The 18,934-nt window shown below is 33.4% G+C and carries 21 protein-coding genes; 9 read left to right on the forward strand and 12 right to left on the reverse strand.

Going from position 1 to position 18,934, the window contains the following annotated elements; translation table 11 throughout:
- Positions 1-142: 142 nt before the first annotated feature.
- The 6 genes from ACQUQZ_RS23820 (at position 143) to ACQUQZ_RS23845 (ending at position 5,510) form a co-directional block, all read left to right on the forward strand.
- The gene (locus tag ACQUQZ_RS23820) at positions 143-463 is read left to right on the forward strand and encodes a hypothetical protein (RefSeq protein ID WP_435357683.1); all 321 of its coding nucleotides are present in this window, start codon (positions 143-145) and stop codon (positions 461-463) included.
- A 73-nt stretch (positions 464-536) separates the two neighbouring features.
- Positions 537-1,241: a hypothetical protein gene (locus tag ACQUQZ_RS23825; RefSeq protein WP_435357684.1), complete on the forward strand. Its 705-nt coding sequence runs from the start codon at positions 537-539 to the stop codon at positions 1,239-1,241.
- A complete protein-coding gene (locus ACQUQZ_RS23830; protein ID WP_435357685.1) occupies positions 1,241-1,678 on the forward strand; it encodes a hypothetical protein in 438 nt (145 codons plus the stop codon). The genes ACQUQZ_RS23825 and ACQUQZ_RS23830 overlap by 1 nt, the downstream gene beginning before the upstream one ends.
- A 202-nt stretch (positions 1,679-1,880) precedes the next feature.
- Positions 1,881-2,822: a ParA family protein gene (locus ACQUQZ_RS23835; protein ID WP_435357686.1), complete on the forward strand. Its 942-nt coding sequence runs from the start codon at positions 1,881-1,883 to the stop codon at positions 2,820-2,822.
- A gap of 12 nt (positions 2,823-2,834) precedes the next feature.
- Positions 2,835-3,806, forward strand: a complete 972-nt coding sequence (locus tag ACQUQZ_RS23840) for a hypothetical protein (RefSeq protein WP_435357687.1) — start codon at positions 2,835-2,837, stop codon at positions 3,804-3,806.
- Positions 3,807-4,541: 735 nt separating this feature from the next.
- A complete protein-coding gene (locus ACQUQZ_RS23845; protein WP_435357688.1) occupies positions 4,542-5,510 on the forward strand; it encodes a replication initiation protein in 969 nt (322 codons plus the stop codon).
- A 93-nt stretch (positions 5,511-5,603) separates the two neighbouring features.
- Here the strand turns inward: ACQUQZ_RS23845 and ACQUQZ_RS23850 are convergent, their stop codons facing one another.
- From ACQUQZ_RS23850 to ACQUQZ_RS23870, 5 genes are all read right to left on the reverse strand, one after another.
- Positions 5,604-6,041 carry a hypothetical protein gene (locus ACQUQZ_RS23850; RefSeq protein ID WP_435357689.1) on the reverse strand — a complete coding sequence of 146 codons (438 nt, stop codon included), beginning with the start codon at positions 6,039-6,041 and terminating at the stop codon, positions 5,604-5,606.
- 3 nt (positions 6,042-6,044) lie between these two features.
- Positions 6,045-6,296: a hypothetical protein gene (locus tag ACQUQZ_RS23855; protein ID WP_435357690.1), complete on the reverse strand. Its 252-nt coding sequence runs from the start codon at positions 6,294-6,296 to the stop codon at positions 6,045-6,047.
- A gap of 175 nt (positions 6,297-6,471) precedes the next feature.
- Positions 6,472-7,302 (reverse strand): DUF932 domain-containing protein, encoded by an 831-nt coding sequence (locus ACQUQZ_RS23860; RefSeq protein ID WP_435357691.1) that lies wholly within the window; start codon positions 7,300-7,302, stop codon positions 6,472-6,474.
- Positions 7,303-7,380: 78 nt separating this feature from the next.
- On the reverse strand, positions 7,381-7,782 hold the full coding sequence (locus ACQUQZ_RS23865) for a hypothetical protein (RefSeq protein WP_435357692.1): 402 nt from the start codon (positions 7,780-7,782) through the stop codon (positions 7,381-7,383).
- A gap of 134 nt (positions 7,783-7,916) precedes the next feature.
- The gene (locus tag ACQUQZ_RS23870; RefSeq protein ID WP_435357693.1) at positions 7,917-8,354 is read right to left on the reverse strand and encodes a single-stranded DNA-binding protein; all 438 of its coding nucleotides are present in this window, start codon (positions 8,352-8,354) and stop codon (positions 7,917-7,919) included.
- A gap of 592 nt (positions 8,355-8,946) precedes the next feature.
- Here ACQUQZ_RS23870 and ACQUQZ_RS23875 point away from each other — a divergent pair.
- The 3 genes from ACQUQZ_RS23875 (at position 8,947) to ACQUQZ_RS23885 (ending at position 10,258) form a co-directional block, all read left to right on the forward strand.
- Positions 8,947-9,333: a hypothetical protein gene (locus tag ACQUQZ_RS23875; protein ID WP_435357694.1), complete on the forward strand. Its 387-nt coding sequence runs from the start codon at positions 8,947-8,949 to the stop codon at positions 9,331-9,333.
- Between the two features lie 23 nt (positions 9,334-9,356).
- On the forward strand, positions 9,357-9,776 hold the full coding sequence (locus ACQUQZ_RS23880) for a hypothetical protein (protein ID WP_435357695.1): 420 nt from the start codon (positions 9,357-9,359) through the stop codon (positions 9,774-9,776).
- Between the two features lie 83 nt (positions 9,777-9,859).
- The gene (locus ACQUQZ_RS23885; protein ID WP_435357696.1) at positions 9,860-10,258 is read left to right on the forward strand and encodes a transposase; all 399 of its coding nucleotides are present in this window, start codon (positions 9,860-9,862) and stop codon (positions 10,256-10,258) included.
- Between the two features lie 145 nt (positions 10,259-10,403).
- Here the strand turns inward: ACQUQZ_RS23885 and ACQUQZ_RS23890 are convergent, their stop codons facing one another.
- The 7 genes from ACQUQZ_RS23890 to ACQUQZ_RS23920 all read right to left on the reverse strand — a co-directional run bounded on the left by ACQUQZ_RS23890 (position 10,404) and on the right by ACQUQZ_RS23920 (position 18,924).
- Positions 10,404-10,679, reverse strand: coding sequence for a hypothetical protein (locus tag ACQUQZ_RS23890; protein WP_435357697.1), 276 nt, complete (start codon positions 10,677-10,679; stop codon positions 10,404-10,406).
- A 373-nt stretch (positions 10,680-11,052) separates the two neighbouring features.
- Positions 11,053-11,811 (reverse strand): glycosyltransferase family 25 protein, encoded by a 759-nt coding sequence (locus ACQUQZ_RS23895; RefSeq protein ID WP_435357698.1) that lies wholly within the window; start codon positions 11,809-11,811, stop codon positions 11,053-11,055.
- Positions 11,812-11,922: 111 nt separating this feature from the next.
- Positions 11,923-12,516, reverse strand: coding sequence for a class I SAM-dependent methyltransferase (locus ACQUQZ_RS23900; protein ID WP_435357699.1), 594 nt, complete (start codon positions 12,514-12,516; stop codon positions 11,923-11,925).
- Positions 12,517-12,590: 74 nt separating this feature from the next.
- Positions 12,591-13,853: a sodium:proton antiporter NhaD gene (gene nhaD / locus ACQUQZ_RS23905; protein WP_435357700.1), complete on the reverse strand. Its 1,263-nt coding sequence runs from the start codon at positions 13,851-13,853 to the stop codon at positions 12,591-12,593.
- A gap of 120 nt (positions 13,854-13,973) precedes the next feature.
- Positions 13,974-14,888, reverse strand: coding sequence for a hypothetical protein (locus ACQUQZ_RS23910; protein ID WP_435357701.1), 915 nt, complete (start codon positions 14,886-14,888; stop codon positions 13,974-13,976).
- Positions 14,889-14,975: 87 nt separating this feature from the next.
- On the reverse strand, positions 14,976-15,767 hold the full coding sequence (locus ACQUQZ_RS23915; protein WP_435357702.1) for a polysaccharide deacetylase family protein: 792 nt from the start codon (positions 15,765-15,767) through the stop codon (positions 14,976-14,978).
- 55 nt (positions 15,768-15,822) lie between these two features.
- Positions 15,823-18,924, reverse strand: coding sequence for an efflux RND transporter permease subunit (locus tag ACQUQZ_RS23920; RefSeq protein WP_435357703.1), 3,102 nt, complete (start codon positions 18,922-18,924; stop codon positions 15,823-15,825).
- Between the last annotated feature and the right edge of the window lie 10 nt (positions 18,925-18,934).

The raw sequence follows: 18,934 nt of genomic DNA on the forward strand, positions 1-18,934 counted from the left end.
TCCCCCTTGCTCCACACACACCGCCAACTTTTATTCGGAAATAAAAGCTTATTCCTTCTTAATCCTTTTAAACACTCCTAAACCCTTCTTATATTTGCTTATAACTCTTTAAAACTTTTTAACCCTCCTTATTACTTCTTATATGGACACAAAAACTATCATTCTTAGCCTTATCAAAGAAAACAAACGTTACTGGGGTAAATTACTCTACCAAGAATATTTTGACCTCTTTCAAAAGATTCATTCTAATCAGTTTTTAGCCGATTTGATTAGTAAAGACTTAGGTTTCACATTCACAGAAAAGCAAATGGAAAATCTGAAAAAACGCTACCATACCAACGCACCAAACGTACCAGTTTCAAATAGCTCTCAGATATTTAAAGAAACCCCCGCTGAGCAAAATCTTTATGACCAAATCTATGGTAAAAGCAAAAAATCTGATTTTGATTTGAATAATATGTAAAATTTGAAATTTATTTTCTCAAATATCGAATTTTTTGTTTTTATTTTTGCAATTCACAATTAAGCGATATTTTATGAAAAGAGTAAATTTGGTTTTACAGTCAAAAGGAGGGGTTGGTAAATCTCTATTTCTGTGGTTTATTGCACAGGTAGAAAAAGAGAATAAAACTGCATTCATCGACCTCGATGAGTCAACCGAAACAAGTGCCACTCGTCTAGGTTCGATAGTAGGAGAGAGTCGGGTTCGTCATTTCAAGATTTTGAATGAAAACAAAAAGTTAGAGAGAGAAAAAATCTTAAACCTCTTTGAAACATTGGCAGAAACCAAAACAGATAATTGGTTCATTGATTTCGGAGCTTCTGAAAGTGAAGAGTTCAGGCGTTTATTAGAATTCGATATTTCAGCCAAAGGGCTTTCGGATGAATTAAAAGATTTAGGTATCGAACTGCGTATCTTTATTATCATTGCTGGCAGAGATGCTCTTATCAGTTGCTTACGATATTACAATGCAATGAAGGTTGTAATATCCGATGCGATTCCTTTTGTAGCATTAATGAATGAAGGCACTTTCGGAGGTTTAGAATCCATCGAGCAGGGAGCTAACGCACTAACAAATGCTGGAATTGAATTTAAAAAATTCGGAGGTTTGGGCGAGTCTGAAAGTGCGAGAGATGTCATTCGATTAATAACCGAACAAAAAGACCCATCAAGTCTGAACTTCGCTGGGCGTTTGACTTACAAAAAAGGTTTAGAACAAGTTCAGAAAATATTGGAGTAATGGTGGAAATAAACGAACTAAAATATAGATTCGGTCAAAAATACCAACTACCTGAATCGTCGATTGATGAAAGTTTGATTCCGCTATTCATCGCAACTGAAAATTTAGAAAATGTAGTTCATCAAAGTCTTACAGAATCATCAAAGATTAATTCTGAATTGACCCACAATATCAGAAATAGTATAAAAAGTATTCAATACGATAATCCGAAAACTGCTTTTATTGGTAATCTGAGTATTTATGCCATTCCAATTCTGATAATTTGCGTTACGGTCATTATTCTTTGGTGGGGTTGGGTATTCAAAAGTACACAAAACGCTAAGTTTGAAAACTTAGAAAGGTTGAGTAAAATTGTTATAGTGAAAGATAGCGTTTATTTTGTACCTAAAGAAAGTTTAAAATTTACTCGAAAAGGTGTAATTTTGTTAGAGAAATAGTATCCCGAAAGATAAAGTTGTGAGAACATCACATCGTATAACAACGTAAAACGATGTATAACGATTTTTTATAAATTATTTGAATCAGTAAAAATGCCTTCTTTTGGGAGGCATTTTTCTTTATGCAAAAAAGATAAAAAAAGTACTTTAAAAATTTAATCAGGCTAAATTTTTCCCTTATATTTGTTAAAAATTTAGTCACATGATTAGTCCAGATAAAGTCCTAAAATTCATTAAACAGAAATCTGCTTTGAATCTTACCCAGTTGGAGAAAGAAGCAAACCTACCTAAGAAGACACTACATAAGGCTTTGCAAGGTACACTTACGCTCAATGAAAAACATTGTAATTTATTAGAGCCAATTTTAAGAGATTATGGCTATGCCGATGAGTTATTCTCGAAAGCGAAAATTATTTCGATGGTCAATCACAAAGGTGGAGTAGGAAAAACAACATCTACTATCAATTTGGGAAAAGCTCTTGCAGTATCGGGTTTTAAGGTACTTCTAATAGATTTCGACTCTCAGGGAAACACCTCTCAGTGTTTCGGTATATACGCACCCGAAGAACAAGTGATTGATGCTATTCTTGATAATAAAGATTTACCAATCATTGAAGTCGCTGAAAATTTCTACCTTTCACCATCGAATATTAAGATGGCTTATCGAGAAACCGATTTGGTTAACTCAATTGGAAATGAAAAGAGATTAAGAAACAAACTGAACGAAATCAGCGATAGATTCGATTTTATCTTGATAGATTGCCCACCTGCTTTAAATATTTTTACCACAAACGCTTTGGTAGCTTCTGATATGTGCATTGTGCCATTACAGCCAGAAGCTTATGCTTTCTATGGCGTCGAGAATTTATTTAATAGAATTTACGAAATCAGACAGCACGTTAATAATACTCTCGTTGTAAAGGGTATTTTGTTTACAATGGTATCAAATACCTTAGTTCACAAAAATATGATTGATTTCGTAAAAGAGCAGTACAAGCATATTCCTGTTTTCAATGTCTCGATAGAAAGAGCGACTATTATCCAACAGTCTCAAGTGGCACAGAAAGATTTATTTTCTTACGCCCCAAAATCAATACCTGCATTGCAATATATGGAGTTAGCAAAAGAATTTATGACCATCTAATGAATTAAAAAAATGGCAAAGAATAATTTTATGAATGCTATGATTAATGCTGATTTGCCTAAATCAATGTATTCGCAAGATGAAAAAATCAAAAAAGAACTCATAGTTTTAGAGATACTCAAAAAGTTTATTCCACCATTAGCCCCAGACGAAAGGACTCAACTTGAGCAAAATATATTACAGTTTGGCTGTAAAGACCCTTTGATTGTTTGGGAAACTAAGAAAGGAATCATTGAGCCAACTTCAGCGACACCTAACGAATTGTGTTATGTGCTAGTTGATGGCCATAATCGACATGAGATTTGTCAAAAGTTTAATCTTGATTTCAGAATAAACTTGATTGAAATTCCAAGCCTCGAACAAGCCCAAGATTTTATGATTGACCATCAGTTAGGTCGTCGTAATTTGTCAATTGAGCAAATGGCTTATTTACGTGGAATGAAGTACTTGGCTTTGAAGCAAGAAAGAGAAAATTTAGACTTGACCAGAGATAAAACTGGTAAGTTTAAAACCGAAAATAACCGTAGTGGTCACTTTGACCACCACGGAGATAATGAAGATTCTGAGAGCATCGAAACCCGTAGTGGTCAAAGTGACCACCACGGTAAAAAAGAAAAATTATCAGAGCAATTGGCCAAAGAATTTAACGTAGGGGAGAAGACAATTAGACGAGATGCTGACTTTGCCAAAGGTATTGAACTTTTGCCAACTGATATTAAGAATCAGGTTTTGCAAGGAAAGTCTTCATTGAAGAAAACTGATATTATTGAAGTTGGAAAAATCAAGGATATTGATGTTGCCAACCAAAAAGTACAACAACTTATTTCGGAAACTGAAATCAAAACGGTTAAGAAAGAAACTGAACCGAAAGAAAAAGTTTTAAATGTACTTAAATCGTATTTGAGTACACCCGAAGATTGTGATAGTTTAATTTCAGAGATTAAGAATATTAAAAAGGAGATTTTGAAGCAAGTAAATGCGTAAACCATAATTGTGGAAAAGTGCGGCCGCCCGCCGCCCCCCTTTTCCCTTTTTTGAAACAATTTGATTTTTTTCTTCTCTCTTTCTCGAAAAGAACTGTCCTCACAACTTTATCTTTCGAGAATCACAGTTTTAAACATATCCACATTGATTATCAAATAATTTAAAATGTTTATCAAAGAAATATTTGATATGATTTCGGAGAAATAAAAATTGCACTTTGCGAAGAGTTATAATGCTAAAAGTGCTTGGAATATATAATTAATTTAATGTGGATAACTCGTAAACCGAGAAATGTTACAGTATAAACCGAGAAATGTTATACTTTATGCAGCACTAAAACCGAGAAATAGTATAGTGTAAACCGAGAAATATTATACTCAAAACCGAGAAATGTTATACTTGGTTATATTTGAAAACCGAGAAATATTATACTTGATTTAAACAGAAAACCGAGAAATATTATACTTATTTTTGACTGTTTTTGTGCCTAAAATAGGAAAACCGAGAAATGTTATAATAGAAAACCGAGAAATATTATACTCTAAAAGCACTTGAAATTGCTTAAAAAGTGTCGTATTCTATGTCTTTAATAGCTTTATTTGAATACTTTTGATTTGTTCCGATAGATGTTACATTGAGTAACACCGAGAAATGTATAAATTAAACCGAGTAATTGTTTTCATAAATCGGCTTTAGTTGCGTAAATTGCAATTTTTAGTTTCAATAATTGAGAAAATGGATAAAAAATATCAGCCTCGTAAAAATAATTACCAACCAAATAGATTGACACTGGCAAAACAAGCTTATACTTCAATTGAAAAAAAGATATTTGCTTTCATTGTGAATCAGATAAATCATACTGAACAACAGACTGGAAACTTGACTTTGGAGATTCCATTGGTAGAAGTGGCTAAATATGTTCCTTATGCTAAAATTCAAGAAGCTGCACAATCACTGGTAAAGAAAGTGATAGAGTGCAATGTCGATTTTAAAGATGAATTTCGCTATGTTGTTCCGTTTCCAGAGGTTTCATATAATCTAAACCGTAGTGGGCTTTTGGAAGTAACTATCTATGATAAAGTTGTACCATTATTTAAAGAGCTTGGAAAAGAATATACAAAGTATCAATTAAATGTTTTTTTAGAATTAGAAAGCATTTATGCTCAACGAATGTATGAAATCATTTCATTACACTTGGGTAGGAGAGAGCGAGTATTTACTTATACCTTAAAAGAATTACAACATATTTTGGATTTTCCTATAAAGTACGAAAATTTTGATGTTAAAAGGTTTGTATTGGGACCTGCACAAAAGGAGTTAGAAAGCAAGGTTGGCATAATGATGGAGTACATACCATCAAAAAAAATAGGCAAAAAAGTTGTTGAACTTCAGTTTACGATTAAGACCAAAAAAGAAATTGCCTACGGATTGGTTGAATCTGATTTTGAATCTTTATCTGAACTTGATTTTCATGAGCAAAGAAGAATAGTAGCCAAACTGGTAGATGAATATAACTTTAATGAAGGATTGAAAGATGCTATTTTAAAAAATACCAGCTTACTCAGAAAATTCATAGAGTTAGATAGGGGATTAGAGCATGGATTATATAGTTCTCAGACTAATCCAGTTGGTTATGTTGCTCAATCAATCAGGAATGAAGCAACTTTATTAGGAATAGAAATTAACGAAAGCAAGACCAATTAAAGCGTTTGGGATTGAGTAAATTGTATGAAATCCTTTATCTGGCAAAGCCGCTAAAGATTGAGTTACGAAAGCCCGCCTGGAAGGAACGCCCTATTAATCTAAAAATATTTCTTGTAATGGACTTACTTTTAAATCGGCTTTTAACTGATTGAGTATAGCTTTTACTTCTTCAGGTTTCCAGACTAATGGATTTTTGAAGCGTTTTTTGATACCAATATTATCTTTATCAATGATTCCTAAAAAATAGAGCTGTTTAAATAATTTATTTTCTTCGATAAATTTTGAGAAAGATTCTAAGAATGTATAGTATTCAACGATTGGTTTTTTATCAATATTGAGCAAATCTGCCAACACTAAAAAGTCTTTATGAATCATTATATCTCCCCCATTCAGCTTTGAGTAAGCAGTTGAAACCGACACATCTAACCTTTTGGCAATATCCCTAATTTCAAAGTCAGTTACTTTTATTCTATCTTGAATTTTTTGCTTGGTAGCATTATAATCGTTTAGTATATTTTCAAACTTTCTCATTTATTATTTGATATTATCGGGGTAAATCCTCGTGATAAACTCACGAGTTCGACGGTCATAAACGTTGCCATGAGTCCAAATAATTCCTTGATTATTTACCCATTGAACCGCTTTTTTTGTATCATGCACAAAACCAAGATGCAACACTTTTTCTTCATTATTGTAGAATGTAGCTGCATAATCATTCTTTTTGCCTTTCATTAGGTGAAAAATAAAAATTGTGGAACGGTCACTCAGCATGAGGAAACGTTCCACAAAGTTAAACTAATAAACTTAATTGTACTACCTTTTTATCGGTTTGCACCACCCTTAAAGGTGGTGCAAACCGATTTTTTTCAAAATCAGTCCTAAGCCTTGCGATGGGCAAAGCGAACAACAATTCCTTGATTTAATGCTTGCATCGCTGATAGGCGATGCAAGCCGATTTTTTTTAGCTCAAAACAAGCTCATTACAGAACTTATAGGCGGTTTGGTTCATATCATTCAATGAGCCAAAAGGATTGCCAAAAATGCCGTTTTTTGACTGTTTTACATGGGTTGTGTAGTGGGTAATACCTTGGAATAAACCAAACGAATTATTTCCCAATGCTCGGCACTCCGTTTCTATCGAATTGTTGATTTGTGCAATAATATTACTTTTCCTTGTCGAAATATCCGTCCCTAATTTTTCTTCTTCTGTCATTCGAGTTAGACGTTCAACTAATGCTTTTTTTATGGAATCATCAACTTTTACTTGCTCAAAAGTTTCCATTTGTGTGAATAGTTTTTTCCGCTGATTCATAAACATATCGAATGTTTTGCAAAGGTCGTCAATGCGTTGGCTGTTGTTTTTAGTGTGCATTACTTGTAATTGACGAAAGTTTTTTGAAAAACGATTCGAACAACGAACCATCATAGAACTATTACCAATGAAAAATCCTGTGCTACCATCAAAACTATTTCCAAGCATCAAATAATCTTTAAATTCATGCCCGCAAACTTGGATTGGTTCGGTACATTCTAAAAAAGCAAGTGTTTTCTTTCCTCCGTCAATGTCATAATAGTTCTTTATTGGGAAACCTGTAATGTCATTTAGTTTTTCGGCAACTTCTATAAAACGGCTGTTTGGGGTGGGGGTGTAGCTTGATTTTTGGATACTTAATAAGTTATCAGAATTACCACGAAATAAGCCTTTATAACCTGTAATTTTTAAGCCGTTTGCAAAAATTGGTCTTTCTTCAACTTCCCAATTGAGTATGTTGATTTGTTCTGTAACTTCCATTTCAATTATTGTTTTTATAAATTATTTGATATTTGGTTGAACAACGCCCACCGATTAAATGGGCGTTGTTTGTAGGGTTTAGAGTGCAAAATTTACGATTTGTTCCTCTAATTGTCGGAGGTGGTTTTTACCTGCTTTGACAAGTTTGTCCTCGATAAACTCTAATATTAGGCTAATGTGCTGAATTTCGAGTTCTGCTCCTGTGCCTGCATTTTTGATGGTCATTGTCAAGGCTTCGTTATTATAACCACTTGCAAACTTTTCGCACATTTCAACTCGTTCTTTAAATTTGTTGAATCCCTCACGCATTCGGTTTCCCTGTTCCAACTTCTCAAAAACATCATTGGCAGTTTTTCTACTCACTAATTGCAAGGCATTGGGTTCGGGTTGAGTGATAACCGTTACCTCGTTGGTTTCTTGGGCAACTTCTTCTACTTTGTCAGTTGGTTTGTCGTTCTCGATTTTTTTTGGATTTGTCATGTTTTTATAAATTATTTGAATTGATTAGCCAATTAAAGGGGGCTATTTCCCTGTTTGATTATATTATAAATTTACTGAAATATTTAATAAAAAACAAGTTAAAATAAGTAATTTTTGATAAAAAAGAGATTTATTTAGAAAGGTAAATCGTCTTTATCAGCCTCAAAAACAACTTTTGCAGGTTCTTTCTTTGCCTTTTTATTACCTGTCGTTTTGGTTTGCTTCGACTCTTCATTTAAAATTTGTTCTCTGCGATACCCTAAAAACTCAATGCGTGAGGCTCTAATTTTGGTAGAATTACGTTCATAGCCTTGGTCGTCTGTCCAACGTTGAGTGCCTATTTTGCCTTCAAGATAAATACGGTCGCCTTTTTTAACGTAATGTTCTATTGCTGTGGCAAGATAATTCCACGCTTCAATGCGATGCCATTCCGTTTGTTCGACCTTTTCACCTGCTTTGTTCGTGTAGCTTTCATTTGTAGCAATACTTAATGATACAACTTTTGAGCCGCTTTCAAGTGTTTTGATTTCGGGGACGTTTCCAACATTTCCAATTAAAACTGCTTTGTTCATTTCTTATAAATTATTTGAATTGATAGCCAATTTTAGGGGGCTAATTCCCTGTTTCATTATGGTATAAAATTACGAAAAATATAAATAAAAAACAAGTTTATTTAAGTATTTTTTAATACTTATAACTTTTTTTTCTTGGTTTGATAAGAATACACTTTTCTAATTATAGTCAAATGCAAAGCCTGAGTAGGGGAGGTGTTGCAGCAAAAGTTTGCTAAACAAATTTTTCGCTTTGAGCGGAAAATTAGGGTGCTTTTAGCACAAGCAAAGCGTTGCTGAAAGGATTAGCAAAGGACTTTTGCGTTGAGAAAAGCATCAAATGGTAATGCTATAAATTTTTTTTATTGCCTGTCCATAGAATCTAATCTTATGACGGTTAATGTGTCGAGTGTAAGTGTATATAAATGAGACACTAATTCATTAAGAGAAGTGTTTTTTGACTTAGGCCGAATAACGTATGTTGGGTGATTTAGTGTCGCAGAATCGACAGGTAAATAAAGTAGGTGAATATTATATCTTATATTTAACATAAGATAAATTATATAACAAAACATATGCTACTAAATTGACTTGACATATATGACTTAAATATATGATAATCAAGGACTTACAAAGAAATAAAAAAAATCGTAACTTCATACCCTACTTACAAAAAGTAGTAGAAAGTTACCGTGCTGGACTGGTCTCTTCTACTGAATTGAAGACTGGTTTACAGATGGATTTTAAGCGTGTTCGACATCTGAACAGATGGTATTTTAAGCATCGAATTTTACCCCTTCTTAAATCTAAAAAAACTAAGAAAATGAAATCAGACATTGCACGAATCAAAGAACTTGAAGCAAAAATCAAGTTGCTTGAAAAAGAAAAAGAATTCTTCCAATTGAAGGCTGTTGCGTGGGAAACTTTAGTCGATGTGGCCGAAGAAACGATGAATATTTCCATCAAAAAAAAGTTCGCACCCAAACAGTTGAAAAGCTAACTTGTCGTTACCCATTGCTGGGTATGAGTTTGCTCTGTTCGTTGTTTGAGTTTAGTCGTCAGGCTTGGTATGCGGCTATCAAGCAGAAAGAAAAGGTTTCGTTTGAATTTGATGCTGTTTTGGCTGAAATCTTGGCTATTCGTAAGCGAATACCTGGTATTGGCACGGCTAAATTGTATGAGCTTTTAAAGCCTTTTCTGTCGTCTCATTTCATTAAAATGGGTCGAGATAAGATACATTATTTACTAAAAAAAGAGGGTTTATTGGTCAAAAGGAAAGGTCGTAGAGTGGTTACAACCAATTCTGACCACTGCTTGAAAAAGTATCCAAATTTAGTAAAAGATATTATTCCAACAGAAACTGAAGTGTTGTGGGTATCCGAGATGACGGGGACGCCCAGTCTTATCTCTCGTGTGGTCGTGGCTTTGCTTATTTATCATTGATTATGGACGCTTTTTCTTGAAAAATTGTTGGTTGGAGTCTACAAAAAAAGTTGGATGCTAAAGGTCCTGTTTTAGCACTAAAAATGGCGTTACTGTCCCGCACTAAAGCCACACAATTAATCCACCATTCTGATAGAGGTGTACAGTACTGCTCGTGGGCAAATGTGGATTTATTGAGGGATGCAAATGTGAAAATTAGTATGTGTTCAGCGGCCGAACCCAATGAAAATTCGATGGCTGAACGCCTGAATCGTACTTTAAAAGAGGATTTTAATGTGAAGGGATTTATATCTTTTTGTGAGGCTTTGGAGGAAATTGAAAAAGTAATCAAGACTTATAATGATTACCGACCCCATGCCTCATTAGATTATCGAACACCTAAGCAGGCTCATCAATCTATTGGTAGTCAAAGACTTAGGTGGTATCCGTATAAAAAAATAAGGTTTTCTAATGTGATTAGAAAACCTGTAAATTCGGCTTAAACCGAAACTGTCAAGCTATCCTCGTAGCATACGAAATTTAAGGAAATGAAAAGTACAAAAGTTTATAATGAATATTTAAGTAATAAAACTATGCAGATTATTAAGAAGCAACTTGATAATTGTCTTATACGGATTAAGATTGATTCTAAAGGTTTAGCTGTTTCTTTAAAACTTCAACCTGAAACTGAAGGGCTGCCAATTTTTCAGAGTCTGAAATGCCCATCGAAGACTCATAAACCGACGTAACATCTGTGTTCTCGCTAATACCAATCATAATTATTTGGTTACAATTTTTGACTATATAATCCAAATCAATTTGAAAATTTTTAAATTCTTTTTGACTTACAGGATCCACTGTTGACACATTTTGATTTGGATTTTGAGTAAATTCCTTTTCAATTACTGATTTGTTGGTTTTCATGTTTAAATTGTTTTTAGATCCAAAGCTTCCTGATGAAGTTAAATTATAAAAAAGAAGTTGACAATACTTTAATTTTTTTCTTATTCCTAAATGATTAAACGAAAACTAAAAAACTTACTCGAAAAGCCTACCTATTTTTGAAATACTAATTTATAGATTTCGTTTGATCTTTTTTCAATATTTTGTTTGAATAACCACGAATCAAGTGGGTGGATTATTGTGTGGATTTAATGCATGGATTGTACCGCTATTTTTAAAACTAAATCTGGATATTAGGCATGCAATGTTTATAGATAAACATTATTTGAAATAATTCTTAAAAAAAAACTCTTATGTTGCAAAATAAAGTATTGTGAAAGTTGCCAAGTATAACTTATTTATCTTTTATCAAAAACTTACTCGGAAATAGCCTCCTGATATACATTTTATAAATTTTTTGGACATTCCAAGCAAAACGTCTGTATCTACTACGATTTTGTGATGAAATAGTAGAACTTAAGTGCCCATTATGTGAGCCTTCTTCAACTAATGAAGGATAAGCCCAATACATTTTAATTACATTTCTCGCAATAAGCTCATCATGCCACCAATCAACAACTTTATTGCATTTGTTTACTTTTAGGTCATTAAGAATATTTAAAGCTCCTTTTCTATCAATGAGGTAAGCTCCAGTCTGTCTGCATTTGGAGGCTTGATATAAATATTTGCCTTTTACTATATCCCAAAAAGAAGGTTGTAGAAATGAGGTATTTTCTAATGAGATGATAAATCCTTTCTCAAGGGTTTCCATTTCCTTGAGAACTTTTTTTAATTTTTCTGTGAAATTCCCTAAAAAGAAAGGATCATTTTCAAAGATTAAGCCATATTCTAGATTTTCAGCCAGAATTCTTTCCAGTGCATAAATATGATTCAATGTACAAGAAACTACACCAACTGACAATTTAGATTTAATGTTCGAGACAAAATATTTACCAAGAACATCGTCGTTCAAATAAATAGGGTCTCCATTGGTAACAAACTCAAAAGACATGTCATTTTTAGCAAATAACTCAATAATCCTTTTTTCATGGTACTCATATCCCTTGAGTGCATGAATTACAAATATTCCCTTTTTAAATAAACTTTCAATCATAATGCGGTTTTGGTCTTAAATCTGAAAAAATATATTGTTTATTTTCATGGCTAATCAAGTTGATTGTGGTTTACCAATATTGTGAGTTGTAAGAGTGATTTAAAGAATTTTTTACGAACCACTAATCACAATGACGCAATGTTTATTTTTTGAATTTTGAACAACCGTTTCATCAATAATTCTAAAACCAGACCCTATTATTTGCTTATAAATATCAAATGTGTATTCATTCTGAATCAAACTGACAATAAATATCCCATTTGAGTCTAAAAACATTCTGTAAATTTTTAAAATAATATCTGCACTTGGCGTGTAATAAATTGTTTCATTGAAAATGATAATATCATATTGAGTTCGTGTGCTGAACTCCATCATATCAGCAACCTCAAATTGGGTATTATTCCTTTTACTAATTTCATTTTCTTGGGCAAGATTAATGGCTATACTTGAAATATCAATGCCTAAATAGCTATCATAATTCAAATGATTGATACTGTTAAGAAGTTTACCGCTTCCACAACCAACATCAAGGATTTTAGCGTTTGGTTTAAGATGTTGGATGTAAGTTGAGATAACATTATTTCTTATCAGGGTAGCTGAATTATTGTTCTCTCCTCTATTGCTTGCATAGAAATAGTCCCACTTATCAAGCGGTTTATTAAGGATTTTTCTTCTGATAAAAGACTTAATTTTTTTATTAAACATTCTGTTTGATTCTCTTCTGATATAAATCTACCTTCAATCGGTATTTAGTCAATCAAAATGAGGTAGATTAAACTTTAGTTTTGAATTATGTAAACCAATATCCCAGCAAAATAACCTAATAGGGCTAGTAAAGAAATGCGACGTAAATACCAAAAAAATGGAATACTTTCAATACCCATAGCTGCAACACCTGCAGCTGAGCCAATGATTAAAGTACTACCACCAGTACCAGCACAATAAGCGAGTAAATCCCAAAATGAATGGTCGGTTGGAAAATTAGCTAATGGGTACATTCCGATGGCGGCAGCTACTAACGGGACATTATCAATAATTGAGGATAATAAACCAATAAGTGTTACTAGCGATGTTTCATTTTGGATCTTGCCATCAAGCCACGACGCTAACGAACCTAAAACACCAACTGTTTGTAAGCTCAATACAGCTAAGAGGATTCCCACAAAGAAAAGCAGACTTGGTAAGTCCATTTTGGTTAAAGCAGTCATGATTGAAAATTTTGCTTTATACTCTTCTTCTTTATTTTTAAGGAGTAATTCGGTAATGAGCCATAAAACTCCTAGAACTAACAACATACCAACAAAAGGCGGAAGATGAGTAAAATACTTAAAAACTGGTACAAATACCAAACCACCAATTCCAATTAAAAGTATCAATCTTCTTTCAAACTCACTATTCTTTCCTTTATTATCCTCTAATGATTGAGGTGGTAATTTGCCTTTTATTTGAAAACTCATGATAAGTGTTGGTACAATTAAGCAAACTAAACTTGGTAAAAATAGACTGGTCATTACGTGAGTTGCAGATAATTGTCCACCAATCCAGAGCATTGTAGTTGTTACATCACCCATTGGAGACCATGCACCGCCAGCATTAGCCGCAATGACCACCAAACCCACATACATTAAGCGGGTATTTCGGATTTCTACCATCTTTTTAAGCAATGTTACCATCACAATTGTGGTGGTCAAATTGTCTAAAATAGCCGACAGAATGAATGTAATGACAGCAATTATCCAAAGCAGAGTACGTTTATTAGTAGTGGTGATTTTACTTGTAATTATGTCAAATCCGTGATAAGTATCAACCAATTCAACAATTGTCATTGCACCCATTAAGAAAAATACAATTCCTGCAATTTCGCCCACATGGTGCATTAATTCTTCATTTACGAGATGTTTATCCTCAATAATAATTGAAACGAGAGTCCAACTTAATGCTCCTGTGAGCAATGCTGATGAAGATTTATTGATACTTATGGAATGTTCAAGAACAATCCCAAGATAACCAACTACAAAAACAATAATAAGTAATATAAGCATTTTTAAATAAAATTAAAAACAATGGCGAGTATAACCCGCCATGTTCGATAATAAACCAATTTGGTTGTTGAAATTTAACCGAACAAAGGTCTGAAACAAATCTTAAAAACTGCTGAAACCTTAGATTAGTCTGAATTGTACTGTTCCTACGTAAGTATCTTCAGTATAAATATCAATAAAATAGTAACCAGCTTTCAATTTATCTTCAACATCGTATTTGATTGTAACGCGTTTAGGTAAAGATGAAAAATCTACTTTTTGTGTCATTTGAGCGGTTGTCTTTACAACTTTTCCTGATTTGAGTTTTACTTCAATATCAATATTGTCGGCATCTTTTATGGGATTAGAATTTTGATTTTTAATACTTACAAATACTGTTTGTGTTCCATTTATATCTATGTCTTCTGGAACGTCAAATGATATTTCAATTTGTCTTGAACGTCTTGATTTTACAGTCAACTTATTATTCTTTCGTAACACTTCAACTCTAAAACTACCAGCTGAAAGTAGTGGTTTGATAGTAGCTGACTCTGGTCCTGGTACTTGACCTTTTAGCGTTTCATTTTCTTCTGCAAGCCGAGCATTTTGTTCTTTTAAACTATTATTTTCACTTAATAATTTTTGATTGATATCATTTATTTTATCCAATTGACTTTGCAACTGGTTCTTTAGAGAAATAAGTTCGCTTATCTGTTTTTTCAAAGAAACTACATTTTGAGCATCCTTTTTGTACTTAAAAATGATTTTGTCTTTTTGAGCCAATGTTTGACTCAACTGGTCATTATTAGACGCCAACAAGTTTTTTTGAGCAATACTACTTTCAAGTTGTGAAGCTAATTCTGTTAAGTCTTTATCAAGTCTGTTTTTAACGACCATCAAAGAATCTTGCTTTATTTTTAACTGATTTTTTTCTGTTTGAAGATTGCCACTTTTATTCCAGAAATATCCAATTCCAAAAAGTAATAAAAAAAGTATGATAGTAGCACCAAACGCATATGCTTTGGTTTCTTCTTCGGTTAATCCATTTTTTTTCATATTGTTTAGTTTTTTAACAAAATTAGATGTCAATATTGAAGATTAGCTGAATGAAATATAAAATACTACTGAAAATGAGCATTAAAATCAAAGTAATTTACCGAAACCCTTTAGTCTTATTATGAATTTTGTTAGACTTTCATTTCCACGAATGTCCAGTCGTTGTATTTCATATTTATCTTTTAAAGGAACGATGTTCAAACGGTTTCCAATTCTAAAAGCTGCTTTTATATTTAACTCATTCATTGTTTTCTTCATTTGTATCAGTGTTGCTTTGCATTTTGGTCTTCCTCCAAAAGGATAGGCAAAAACAGGTAAAACTGGTAAAAGGTTTTTCTCAAAATAATTGATATTTAATTGCAAATCTTTCACAATTTCATCAAGACTAAGATTTTTATAGTTTTGATGTTGATGAGAATGTAAACCAAAGCTTACAAAATTTGGATTTAGACTTTTCAAATGATTTAGACATAATAATGCTTCTGGGTTTTTATCCCAAGAATTTGACTGACCAATATGTGCCGTTGACAAAAAAATAGTTGCTGAAATATTATATTTTTCAAGAATGGGGTATGCTAACTCAAGATTGTTTAAATATCCGTCATCAAAAGTTAGAAGAATAGATTTTTTTGGTAATGATTTAATCTCCCCATTAATAAATGCCACAAATTGTGAAAGGGGAATTATTTGATAATCCGATTTCAAAAGAAACAGTATTTGCTCTTCAAATTGTTCGACAGTAATGGTAATATCATCTTTATAGCTATTTGAAAACTTATGGTACATCAAAACGGGAATGCCATTGATTGGAAAATTTATGTTAATGACCAAAATCAAACAGCAAACACAAACAAGCGTAAAAAAGGCATAGTAAAGCATCACGTTTATTGATAGAATTGTTGTAAAATAATTTTAAAGGTGTGGGGTTAGATACTTACTCAAAAGATTCGTGCTTAACTCTATTGAATACCCAAAAAATGATTGGAAAAACTAAAAGGGTTAAGACAGTTGCAGTTACTAAGCCACCAATAATGACAATTGCCAAAGGTTTTTGAGATTCTGAGCCAATACCTGTACTGATTGCAGCTGGCAGTAATCCGATTGATGCCATCAAGGCAGTCATTACGACAGGTCTTGTTCGTACTTTTACTGCTTCCAAAATAGCAGTATCTAAAACCATTTTATTGCGTATGTTTTTATGAAATTCAGAAATAAGAATCACACCATTTTGAATACAAATACCAAAGAGTGCGATAAATCCGACGCCTCCAGAAATACCGAAATTAATACCTGTGATATGTAATGCGATGATTCCACCGATGATGGCAAAAGGTACATTTGCCAAGACTAATAGCGAGTCTTTTATATTACCAAACATGATGAATAGCAATACAAATATTCCTATTAAGCTAATCGGAATCATTTCACCTAATCGCTTAGTAGCTCTCACCTGGTTTTCAAACTCTCCTGTCCAGCCGATTGTATAACCATTCGGCAATTCAAGATATGTTTCTACATTGTTTTGTGCTTCGGCAATCGTGCTTCCTAAATCTCGGTCTCTCACCGAGAATTTCACCCCAATAAATCGCTTATTATTATCTCTATAAATAAATGCAGGACCTGTTATTTTCTGAATGATAGCAATCTCTTTCAACGGTATTTTTGCCCCTTGAATGGTCGGAACTTTCAGGTTTTTTATATCTACTTCGTCTTTGCGGTAGTTTTTTTGGTATCTTACACGTACATCAAATTTCTTTTCACCTTCAAACTTTTGGGTAGCCGTTTTTCCACCAAAAGCCATTTCCAAAACTGCTTGTGCATCTGAAAGCGTTACTCCATAAGCAGCCATTTTTTCTCTTTCTAAGATTACGCTAATTTCGGGCTGACCAACATTTCGTAAAATCCCAACGTCCTTAATTCCTTCAACTTTTTCAATTTGTTTGATAACTTGATTTGCTATTTTATCTAATTCATTCAAATCATCACCATATATTTTTACAGCATTTGAAGCATTGATTCCTGCCACACTTTCTGCCACGTTATCAATGATTGGTTGAGAATAATTATAGCCTATTCCTTGATATTTAGATAAAGAATCATCCATTTCTCTAACTAAATCATCCATTGTAATTTTTCGTTTCCAGTCGTCTTTGTGCTTTAGATTTACCTGCATTTGTACATAATAGAACCCACTTGGGTCAGTACCGTCATTGCTTCTTCCTACTTGGGATAATACGCCATTTACTTCGGAAAATTTTCGGAGTTCATTTCTCAAAATCGCTGTTTTATGCACCGTTTCGGGCAAGCTTTGACTCATTGGGAATTTAGCTTCTACCCACAAAGCACCTTCGTTGAGCTGTGGTAAGAATTCTGTGCCGAGTAATGTAGCAGAGAAGAAAGTCAATGCCATGAAAACAATTGAAGCAAAAAGTGTGATTTTTTTGTGGGCAAAAGTCCAAACAAGACCTTTCTTAGTGATTTTATTCCAAAAATTCACGAAAGGATTATTTTTCTCTCGAACATTCTTATTTAGAAATAGATGAGATAAAACAGGTACTAAAGTAAGTGTAAAAAGTAATGCACCCAATAAGGCAAAACCTAAAGTGTAAGCCAATGGCGAAAACATTTTCCCTTCTACTTTCTGAAAAGCGAAAATAGGCATCAAAGCAGTGATAATAATGAGTTTTGAGAAGAAAATAGCTTTCCCCAACTCTGTTCCTGTCTTTTTGATTACACTACCTATGGCTAACTTATTGTATGCTTGCATACCTTTTTTGTATGAAATGTGGTCGAGTGTAACGAAAATTCCTTCTACCATCACCACCGCTCCATCAATGATAATTCCGAAATCGACGGCACCCAATGAAAGTAAATTTGCACTCATACCTTTCAGTCGTAAACACAAAAAGGCAAATAATAAAGAAAGTGGAATAATGATGGAAACTGAAACAGTCGTTCGCCAGTCTGCCATGAATAAAAACACAATCACCGTTACAAACAAAATGCCTTCAAACATATTGTGCATCACCGTAGTAGTGGTATAATTCATCAGATTATCACGGTCGTAAAATGTTTCCATTTTTACATCCGATGGCAAAATCCTTTCGTTTAATTCAGCAATTTTAGCTTTTACTCTGCCTAACACCTCTTTCGGATTTTCACCTTTTCGCATAACAATGATACCTTCTACTACATCATCATTATCGTTTAATCCAACTTGCCCAACTCTTGGCATGGCTGCTTCTTGCACATCAGCAAGGTTTCTTACCAAAATGGGGTTTCCTGCTGCGTCATCAACGATGATATTTTCGATGTCTGCAATAGAACTAAGCAAGCCAATTCCTCGAACCACGTAAGCCTGTTGGTTTTTTTCAATTATATCACCGCCTACATTTAGATTACTTTTGTTTACAGCTTCATACACTTGCAATGGTGTGATGTCATATTTTGCCAAGCGATTAGGGTCAACGCTGATTTCATACGTTTTTTCTTGTCCACCAAACGCCACCAAGTCAGCTACACCAGCCACTGAGCGAAGTTGTCTATCAATGACCCAATTTTGAATTGTAAGTAAATCTTTGGAATCTCTTGATTTACTTTTAAGCGTATATCTGAAAATTTCACCCGTGGGGCCATAAGGTGGTTGTACATCAGGCTCTACACCGTCTGGCAACGAAACATTTCGGAGTAGATTATTTACTTGTTGTCGGGCAAAAAAATCTTCTACATCATCATCAAAAATAATTTTGATAACTGAAAGTCCAAACATTGTAATACTACGAACGCTTGTTTTTTTCTGAACCGAATTCATCGAAATCTCGATGGGTGTGGTTACAAAACGCTCTATTTCTTCGGCACTTCTTCCATTCCATTCGGTTACGATAATGATTTGGGTATTGGTTACATCAGGAAATGCCTCAATGGGCATATTTTGAAATGAGATAAAGCCTGAAATTGCCAAAACTGCCACCCAAAAGAAGGTAAAAGGCTTGTTTTTGAGCGAAAAAGCAATAATATTTTTGATGAATTTATTCATAAAACGAAAT

It is taken from the genome of Emticicia sp. SJ17W-69, from assembly GCF_051209875.1.
Taxonomy (GTDB): Bacteria; Bacteroidota; Bacteroidia; order Cytophagales; family Spirosomataceae; genus Emticicia.